Below are 9,148 nucleotides of genomic sequence, written 5' to 3'. Positions count from 1 at the left end.
GGCTTCTCAAGGACAGGGATTGACTGTCGTTATAGAATAACGAGCTTACTAAGTTATATAATACATTTAATAATACGTAACGCCTTTAGAAATATGAAGTTAGGCTTTCTTGCATTTCGTAACTAGGAAACTTGCGCTAGGAAATCATCAACCCCGATAAATCGGGCTACTTTGGCAGGCCTCGTCAGAGGCCTTGATGGCTTATAGCGATAGCCTTCAGGCTATCGTATGATGGGGATATGTTTATTCAGGCGTATTTGCCAAAGTTAGCTATCAACACAATTTTACTGAAGGTCAAAAAATAGGTGAAAATAGCCCTTTGCCAATATAACCCGGTGGTGGGAGACATAGACGGAAATCTTGCCAAGGTCGCCACGACCCTAATGTCCAGCACCGGAGAGAAGCCCGATCTTTTAGTTTTTCCCGAACTGTTTTTGACCGGCTACCCGCCCCGCGACCTTTTGGAAAAGGACTGGTTCCTGCGGAAGACTGAGCAGGCAATCAAGGACATTGCTAAGATGTCGAGCAAGCGGCCGGACATTGGGATACTGATTGGGGCGCCGATACTGGCCGAGGAAGTGAATTCCGGGAAACTGTATAACTCGGCACTGTTGATCCACCGGGGCAAGGTCATTTTCACCCAGCACAAAACTTTGCTGCCGTCCTACGACGTCTTTGACGAAACCCGTTACTTTAGGCCGGCGGAAAAAGTTTCCGCGATAAAGTTCAAGGGCCAAAAACTGGGGATCTCCATCTGCGAGGATGCCTGGAACGATGCGGCACTGTGGCCCAAAGGAATCCCTTATCAGACCGATCCGATCAAAGTACTCGCCAAGGCCGGGGCTGAAGTATTCATCAATCTTTCGGCCTCGCCCTTTGAGATGGGCAAAGCCGATCTTAGGTCAGGACTATTCACCCGGCTGGCGAAAAAATACCGCAAACCGTTCATCTACGTGAACCAGGTAGGCGGCAACGACGAGTTGGTTTTCGACGGCCGCAGTTTTGTTGTGAACGAAGCCGGGCAGCTGGTCCTGATGATGAAGGCATTTGAAGAGGGGCTGAAGGTCGTTGACACCGATTTCTTTGGGTCGTCAATCAAATGGCCAAAACCCGACCCGGCCGGGGATGTCTATCAGGCCCTGGTCCTGGGCCTGAGGGATTATCTTGAAAAGACCGGATTTCACAAGGCAGTGATCGGGCTTTCCGGGGGAATAGACTCGGCCCTGGTGGCTTGTATCGCGGCCGAGGCGCTGGGTCCCCAAAACGTGCTGGGCATCTCCATGCCCTCGCCCTATTCCTCGCCTGGCAGCGTGGACGATTCAAGAAAACTGGCGGAGAACCTGGGGATAGAGTTCAAGGTCATCCCCATTTCCGGGCTTTACCGAAAATACCTAACCTCGCTCAAAAATACCTTCAAGGGCGCTAAATCCGGGCTGGCCGAAGAGAACATCCAGGCCCGCATCCGGGGAAATCTGCTGATGGCCTGCTCCAACAAGTTCGGGCACATTGTCCTTTCCACCGGAAACAAGAGCGAGATGGCGGTGGGCTACTGCACACTGTACGGCGATATGAGCGGCGGGCTCTCGGTGATCTCGGATGTTCCCAAGACGCTGGTCTATAAACTGGCAGATCATGTCAACCGGCATAGAGAGGTGATCCCCAGGGCCATCATCAAAAAAGCGCCCTCGGCCGAACTTAAGCCCAACCAAAAGGACCAGGATACCCTGCCGCCCTACCCGCTGCTGGATGCGATCCTGGAATTTTACCTGGAGGAAGGCAGGTCGCGGGAGGAGATAATCAAGCGCGGTTTCAAGCCGACGGTGGTGGACTGGGTCATCAAAGCCGTGCGCAACAGCGAGTATAAAAGGCGGCAGGCCGCGCCGGGTTTGAAAGTGACCAGCAAAGCTTTTGGTTCTGGCCGGAGAATGCCGGTGGCGGCGAAGTACTGATCTCTAAGAAAATGGAATAGTGTTAATCATTAGCCCAGCCCTTAAGGGCTGGGCTACTTTATTGTTTTCGTTATTAAAAAATTCTTTCCACTTCTTCCTTCTTTACCCAGCCGCCGATGCCCCCGGGCATCTGGATCAGCAGGTAATCGCCCCTGGTCTTTTTTATCTGTCCCTCGGTGCCGTCGTGGACCAGGATGATTTGCTTGTATTCCGGGCCCGGGCCGCTCAAGGCGCTGACCTCGGCCGCGATGATCACCACCGGGAGCCGCTGGTGCTGGCTGCGCCAGGTCAAGAGGCTGATCAGAAAAAACAGGAAGGCCAAAACCCAGAATATAGAAATGTACGCATAAACCTTTTTGCCGTAAATTATGAAAAAGGCCAGCATCAAAACACTAAAGCAGAAACAGACCAGGGCCGAAAGGGATGCTTCGTGTTCCGAAAAAAATGGAACAACCCATAAAGGAATTTTGAAAAGGGATCGGGCATGGTCAGTATCTTGTCGGCCCGGTAGCTGCGGACAAAATCAAGGTTGGCGCTGATGTCCTTGTCCCGGGGGCTTAGATACCGGGCCCGGCGGTAGCTGGCAACGGCCAGGCCGATCCGGCCGCTCTTGAAATAGCCGTTTCCCAGATTATACAGAACCGAAGCGTCGGGCCCTGACCGCAAGGCCTCCTGGTAAGCGGCCACGGCTTGGGAATAGTCGTTTTGGCTGTAATGCTTGTTGCCCAGGTTGTATGATCCGGCCGGGCTTAAGGCCACAGTAAAAAGCAGTAAGAGATTAGTTAACATGATTTCGAGAATTGAATTTAGAGACTATAGTTGGTTCAATATCTCCCGTGACCTGTCGAACAGGTCCCGGGGCGTTTTGTAAGCGGCCTGGTCGGGCGAGAACCTAGCGATATCGCATTGCTCTACCATCTCGATGATCTTATCCGCCAGATCGGGCGTCAGGTTCAGGCGCAAAAGCTCGGCCTTAAGCTGCTCCTTGGAAAGGGCGTGGGTATCCAGATTGCAGCGGTCGCCCACGTATCCCAAAACCGCATGGAAAAGCGAAGCGTAAAACTCCTGGTCCGGATTATCTTTTAAAAGCCTTACGGCGGCCTTCAATCTCTTTTTGACCAGGGCCCCGGATTTATATTTGCGAGCATAGCCCCGGTCGCTGTCCAGCTTGTTGCGGTGGGCCCGGTAGAGGAATGAAAAGCCCCGCAAGGCAAATGATATAAAATACCCCGATCCCAGCAGCCACCAAGGTGACGACTTGAATGGTCTGATCTCCGTTCTGTCGGGTTTGAGGTAATTGATGTCGGCGCCCAGCACCTTCAGGCCGGTAGCCTCCACCAGCGGGGCATTGGGGGTGCAGCCGGAAGCGGTGCATTCCAAAACTTTGGACTGGAGGGTATGGTAGCTTTTGTCGCCGGGGTCAAAATAGGCCATCTTTATGGCCGGGAGTACGTACTTGCCGTCGGCCTGGGGAATGATGGGATAGCGGAAGCTCTTGGAACCCTTGATGACGTCGCCTGATGTTTGGACCTGGTCCTTGATCTCCGGGTCCAGTATCTTCAAGCCCGTGGTGGCAGGGATCACAGGCTTCTCGATCAACCTTATATTCCCGGCGCCGGAAACCTTGATGGTCAGGTTGATGAGCTCGCTGCCGGTGGTGGAGGATCTATCCAGTTCAGCAGTCATGGCAAAGCTGCCCACCCCACCGGTGAACTCTGCTGGTTTGCCGTTTTCCGGGAGGGGAAGCACTGTCAAATGAATTGGTTTGGATTCCACCTTCACATTCTGGGTGGTCCCGAAAAAATCAAATATATCCCGGGAACGCTGGACGATCTCCACGTTCAGCGCCATAGGTTTGATCTCCAGCTGTCCGCTGGTCATGGGGAACAGGGCCGTTTTTTTGAGCAGGAACACGTCAAATTGTTTGCCGTCAACAGTCTGGCGCTTGAATTCGATCTTTTGGGCGTCATAGATGTTTTCGGTCCAGAACCCGCCGAAGGAAGGCTGTTCGGCCAGGTTCAGGCCGTTGATCTGAAAACGGTTGTAGAGGACGAATTCGACGTTGACCTGCTCCCCCAGGTAGATGGTTTTTTTATTGCAATAGACCGAAAGATAGAGGTTACCGTCCAACGGGATGCGGGCATGGGAGGCTTTAGGGCTTTGGCCGGACTGTTGGGGGCGGGCCTGGGCAGATTTGGTCACCTCGATGTTAATGTCCTGGCTTTGGTATTCCTGGCCGTTGTATTTCAGGATACAGGGCCCTAAGGTCAGTTTGCCGGTCTTCTTGGCGCTGAGGTAATAGATGAAATTGACCGAAGCCTGTTTGGACATCTTGCCGTTGATGATCTGAAAACTGGTGGACTGAGAGGAGGAGTTGCCCAGGACGTTGAAATCCGGCAGGTCCGGCAGCTGGGGCTTGGGCACCGAGGCCATATCCTCGCCCTGGACGTTGACGGTCAAAGTGAATTGCTCGCCCAAGCCCACCGTGGTCTGATCCACCGAGGCGCTGAAATCTATGCCGGCGGCCAAAAGCAGACCGGGCAGCACAAGCAATACCACCGGAAGGCAAAGATATTTAAAAAATTATTATGCTACCACACCCCCTTGAAAAAGTGCTTGATTTTGGCCGGGTTTAAAGGTATAATTAAAACTGTATAGCCATTTGTTCTTAAAACAAGAACATTCAATCAACGCAAGATAACCTGATGCCCAAACTGATCCTGGTCGACGGCACCGCCCTGGCCTACCGGGCGCATTTCGGCTTCATCCGCAACCCCCTGATAAACTCCAAGGGGGAGAACACCAGCGCCTCTTTCGGCTTCACCAACATGCTGATGCGGATGATCAAGGAACACCAGCCCGATTACATCGGTGTGGCCTTCGACACTTCGGCTCCCACTTTCCGCGACCGCAAGTACGCCGAATACAAGGCCCAGCGCCCAAGCATGCCCGAGGGACTGCGCGCCCAGCTGCCCCGGATCAAGGAGATCCTGAACGCCCTGAACATCGCGGTGCTGCAACAGGACGGTTACGAGGCCGACGACGTGCTGGCCGGCCTGGCCAAACAGGCCGAGGCCAAGGGCTGGATGTCCTACATCGCCACCGGGGACAAGGATCTGCTGCAGGTGGTGACGGAGCGCATCAAGGTGATCCGGCCCCGGGTGGGCAAAAGCGACGAATCCATTTACGGCCCGGAGGAGGTCAACAAGGAATACGGAGTTTCTCCGGAAAAGATCAAAGACATCTTCGCCCTCTCCGGGGACGCGGCCGACAATGTGCCCGGGGTGCCGGGCATCGGCCCCAAGACGGCCACCGAGCTGATCCACCAGTTCGGGTCGTTCGACGAGTTGTATAAAAACCTGGATCAAGTTAAAAAGCCCCGGATAAGGAATCTTTTGCAGGAGCACAAAGACCAGGCCCTGCTCTGCAAGGAGCTGGTCACCCTCCATCTGGACCAGCTTCCCGACATCGCGCTGACCTCGCTTAAATCCCACCAGCCCGACCAGGAAATTTTGGCCAGACTTTTTAAGGAACTGGAATTCAATTCTCTTTACCACGAGTTCGTCTCCGGGCAGATCAAGAAAGTGGCCCCCCAGGCGGTCACCGGCAAGGCGGAGCTGGAGCTGCTGGCGGGGCGGCTGCAGCGGGAAGGCGAGATGTGCCTGGTGATAGAGGCGGCCGAGGGACGGCCGGTAAAACTGTGCCTGTTCAGCCGGGGACAGGCTTTAATGATCGGCGGCCCGGACATCAAAACTCTTAAAAAATCATTTGAGGACCCGGAAATAGCCAAGACCGGACACGACCTGAAGACGGCCATCAAAGCCCTGTCTTTGGCCGGGATCCAGTTGAATGGGACGATGTTTGACACCATGATCGCCTCCTATCTGTTGGACCCTTCCCGCCGTGGCCACCGGTCGCTGGAGGTTTTGGCCGAGGGGCATTTGGGGGTCAGCCTGGCCCTGCCGGCCGGGATTTTTAAGAAGCAGACCGAGCTTGATTTCTCGGCCGAGCCGGGATTGACCGACGAGCTGATGGCCCGGCGGGCCGACGCCGTGGTTTCGCTGAGATCAAAATTCGAACCGGAGTTGAAGTACAAGGAACTGGGAGAATTGTTCCAGAAAATAGAGATGCCACTGGTGAAGATTTTGGCCGGGATGGAAACAGAGGGGATCCTTTTGGACATCCCGGTCTTCAGCCAGATGTCCAAGGAACTGGAGCGGCAGGTAACCAAGTTGGAAAAAGAGATCTACCGGATGGCCGGAGAAGAGTTCAACCTTAATTCCCCAAAACAGCTGGGAACGATCCTTTTTGAAAAACTGAAGATCGACCAGGGCAAGAAGACCAAGACCGGCTATTCCACCGACATGGACGCGCTGACCAAGCTGGCGTTGCACCACGAACTGCCCAAGCTGATCCTGGATTACCGGCAGCTCTACAAATTGAAATCCACCTACAGCGATGCCCTGCCCCTGGTCGCCGATCCCAAGACCCGCCGGCTACATACCACCTTCAACCAGGCTTTAACCGAGACCGGCCGCCTTTCCTCCTCCGATCCCAATCTCCAGAACATCCCGATGCGGGAAGGGGTGGGCCGGGAGATCCGCAAGGGCTTCATCGCCCCCAAGGGTTCTTTGCTGCTTTCGGCCGATTATTCCCAGGTGGAACTAAGGTTAGTGGCCCATCTTTCGGGCGACCAGCATCTAAGACAAGCCTTTAAATCGGGCCGGGACATCCACAGCGAGACGGCCGCCGCTGTTTTTGGGGTCAAGCCGGATCAGGCGGAGCCCGACATGCGGCGCAAGGCCAAGGCCATCAATTTCGGCATCGTCTACGGCATGGGCCCCTACGGGCTTTCCCAACAACTGGGAATAGGGGTGGAGGAGGCCTCCCGTTTCATCGAGCATTACTTCAACCAGTTCCCCCAGGTCCAGGCCTGGATTGCCCTGACCATCGCCCAGGCCAAAAAGGACGGCTACGTCTGCACCATGCTGGGCAGAAGGCGCTACCTGCCGGAGATCAATTCCGAGAACGGCCAGCGCCGCAACTTTTCCGAGCGGACCGCGGTCAACACCCCCATCCAGGGCACGGCGGCCGACCTGATCAAGCTGGCCATGGTGAATATTTCAAGAAGATTGGAAGATGAGAAGTTAAGAAGCAAGATGATACTGCAGGTCCACGACGAACTGCTGTTTGAGGTGCAGAAGGATGAGTTGGCCAAGGTGAAAAAAATAGTGAAACACGAGATGGAGAACGCGGTGGAGCTTTCGGTGCCGATCGTGGTGGAGATGGGCGAGGGGGATAACTGGTTCGAGGCGCACTAGAAAACAGGAGCGCATTCAGCGTCAAGATAGTGTCGCTGGGATATGAACGATCACTGCAAAGGTTTATAAATTCATGAAAGAAAATACTAAACAGCATCATTTAACCCGTGGCGGTTTGGGAAAAGCGGATAAAATCAAAAAATTTATCCGGGACTTCATCTATGAAAAAGGAATCAATTTCAATGCTGATAAGAAAGACGAACAGTATATAATATGCGACAGAATCAGCAATTATGTCGCCGACGTATATATTATTCATCATACTTTGCATAGAGCATCCGAAATATTGAACGTAAATTCCAACTATTTCCGGCATTTTTTAAAAAAGGCAGATTCGCTGGGCTTCATTGACTATCGGGACAGTAGGAAAAAATCAAAGCAAAAAGTATATGGAAGCGACAGTTTAACAAAAATGGAATGCAGGAAAGCCGTCAGCCTGTTCGAAAATGGTTTTCCCATGCGGGAAATAAGTGAAATATGCAACGTGCCGCAGAAAGAGATCGAGAGCTTTTTAAAAAAACATTACCAACTCCAAAGGTATTTTGCCTCCAGTACTCATAGGCAGGACGAAGAGCACGAGTCAGCGCGAGCATCGTCCAAAAGCGATATCGTTGAAAAAATAAACCGGGCGAAAGATCTTTACGAAACGCATTACTCCATATGCAAAGTGGCGGAGATAATGAACATTACCAGAGAAAGAGTCAGGCAATTATTGGTCGAGGGCGAAAGGCTGGGGCTTTGCCGGGATATTCCGATCAAGGACAGAAAAATAAAGCTCCTCAGAAGATACAGCAAAAAAGATATTATCGCATCGATTCAAAGAAACATTACCCAGGAAAAGGTTTGCCGGGAATTGCGAATTACCCCGCAGTCGTCATTTTTTTTGATGAGCCAGTATGGCATCGTTTGGAAGATGATCAATAAAGGCCGGCTGATCGCATCGATTCAAAGAAATTATTCGAAGAAAAAGGTCTGTAAGGAATTGCGAATTGTCCCGCAGTCATTAAATTATTTGATAAATTTTTATGGCATCGATTGGAGATTGATTCAGGGGGGAATCAGAAAAGGCAAGTGCCTTGGGAAATATTATCGGATCGTAAAAAAACTTAAACGGCATCCGCATTCCGATGAGTTGATAGGCAAACCGGGGTCGCTGTATTCAAGCATAATAAGAAACTGGGGCAGTTTGGCGGCATTCAGAAAAATCAATAAGATTAAAAAGCCGCCGCCGAGATACAACCATTGTCGACCAATACTGCGCAAGGTCAAAAAAATAAACCGGGTGAAGGATATCGTGCTCAAACACGGACTCGTTGATATGTCCACTATAGCCAGGATTTCGAAGATAAAACAACAAAGCCTCTACCAATATTTGACGTTGTTGAGAAAACTCGGCTTCATAGGCTTCACCGGTAGCCGGCAAAAAAGAAAGTATAAAATCATCAAGAAAAACGATGTTTCTCTCGGCGAGCTGTTTCCCCAATAACCGGGATCATGAATCCCTGCGCGCGGAATGTGGTTCACCGCCCGTTTTAACCTTCGCTAATGCGCGGCGGATGAATCGTCCCGATCCCGATAGGAAAGGGATGGACGGTCGCCGGGCAATGGAGCCCCACGGGCCTGTCCGCCGCGCAATGCTTGTGCCACCGCTGAAGCTACGGCACTCTCAGCCCTAGGCTGATCCGCCGTGCTTGCGCCCCGCCGTTGGCAGGTAAGCGTAAGCGAATTTACGGAATAATCATAATTTTATAAATATAATCGGCTTTGTTGCGCAAAGATTGTAAAGATACAGCATCCCCTGATAAATCGATGATTAGACAGCAACCTTATATGACACCGGCATACCTATTTGAGCCAGGCGGTTGAGAATGGCACATC

Annotated in this window: 6 protein-coding genes; 3 read left to right on the top strand and 3 right to left on the bottom strand. The window is 52.4% G+C overall.

Annotation, left to right across the window (positions count from 1 at the left end):
• The first annotated feature begins 305 nt into the window (after nucleotides 1-305).
• Nucleotides 306-1,949 carry an NAD+ synthase gene (locus tag HY768_06245; GenBank protein MBI4726809.1) on the top strand — a complete coding sequence of 548 codons (1,644 nt, stop codon included), beginning with the start codon at nucleotides 306-308 and terminating at the stop codon, nucleotides 1,947-1,949.
• Nucleotides 1,950-2,022: 73 nt separating this feature from the next.
• Here HY768_06245 and HY768_06240 read toward each other — a convergent pair whose 3' ends face one another.
• The 3 genes from HY768_06240 to HY768_06230 are packed head-to-tail and all read right to left on the bottom strand — an operon-like array spanning nucleotide 2,023 to nucleotide 4,496.
• Nucleotides 2,023-2,334: a hypothetical protein gene (locus HY768_06240; GenBank protein ID MBI4726808.1), complete on the bottom strand. Its 312-nt coding sequence runs from the start codon at nucleotides 2,332-2,334 to the stop codon at nucleotides 2,023-2,025.
• Nucleotides 2,334-2,738 (bottom strand): tetratricopeptide repeat protein, encoded by a 405-nt coding sequence (locus tag HY768_06235; protein MBI4726807.1) that lies wholly within the window; start codon nucleotides 2,736-2,738, stop codon nucleotides 2,334-2,336. Before HY768_06235 ends, HY768_06240 begins: the two co-directional genes overlap by 1 nt.
• 24 nt (nucleotides 2,739-2,762) lie before the next feature.
• A complete protein-coding gene (locus HY768_06230) occupies nucleotides 2,763-4,496 on the bottom strand; it encodes a protein BatD (GenBank protein ID MBI4726806.1) in 1,734 nt (577 codons plus the stop codon).
• A gap of 158 nt (nucleotides 4,497-4,654) precedes the next feature.
• Here HY768_06230 and polA point away from each other — a divergent pair, with 158 nt between their 5' ends.
• Both polA and HY768_06220 read left to right on the top strand, forming a co-directional pair.
• Nucleotides 4,655-7,270 carry a DNA polymerase I gene (gene polA, locus HY768_06225; GenBank protein MBI4726805.1) on the top strand — a complete coding sequence of 872 codons (2,616 nt, stop codon included), beginning with the start codon at nucleotides 4,655-4,657 and terminating at the stop codon, nucleotides 7,268-7,270.
• 412 nt (nucleotides 7,271-7,682) lie between these two features.
• A complete protein-coding gene (locus tag HY768_06220; protein ID MBI4726804.1) occupies nucleotides 7,683-8,756 on the top strand; it encodes a hypothetical protein in 1,074 nt (357 codons plus the stop codon).
• The last annotated feature ends 392 nt before the right edge of the window (nucleotides 8,757-9,148 follow it).

It is taken from the genome of candidate division TA06 bacterium (genome assembly GCA_016208585.1).
Taxonomy (GTDB): domain Bacteria; phylum Edwardsbacteria; class AC1; order AC1; family EtOH8; genus UBA5202.
This window is presented reverse-complemented; position numbering and strand designations above follow the sequence as displayed.

Coding starts and splice junctions, on each gene's coding strand:
- HY768_06235 (MBI4726807.1), bottom strand. CDS start 2,738: ATGTTAACTAATCTCTTACTGCTTTTTACTGTGGCCTTAAGCCCGGCC.
- HY768_06220 (MBI4726804.1), top strand. CDS start 7,683: ATGGAATGCAGGAAAGCCGTCAGCCTGTTCGAAAATGGTTTTCCCATG.
- HY768_06240 (MBI4726808.1), bottom strand. CDS start 2,334: ATGCTGGCCTTTTTCATAATTTACGGCAAAAAGGTTTATGCGTACATT.
- polA (MBI4726805.1), top strand. CDS start 4,655: ATGCCCAAACTGATCCTGGTCGACGGCACCGCCCTGGCCTACCGGGCG.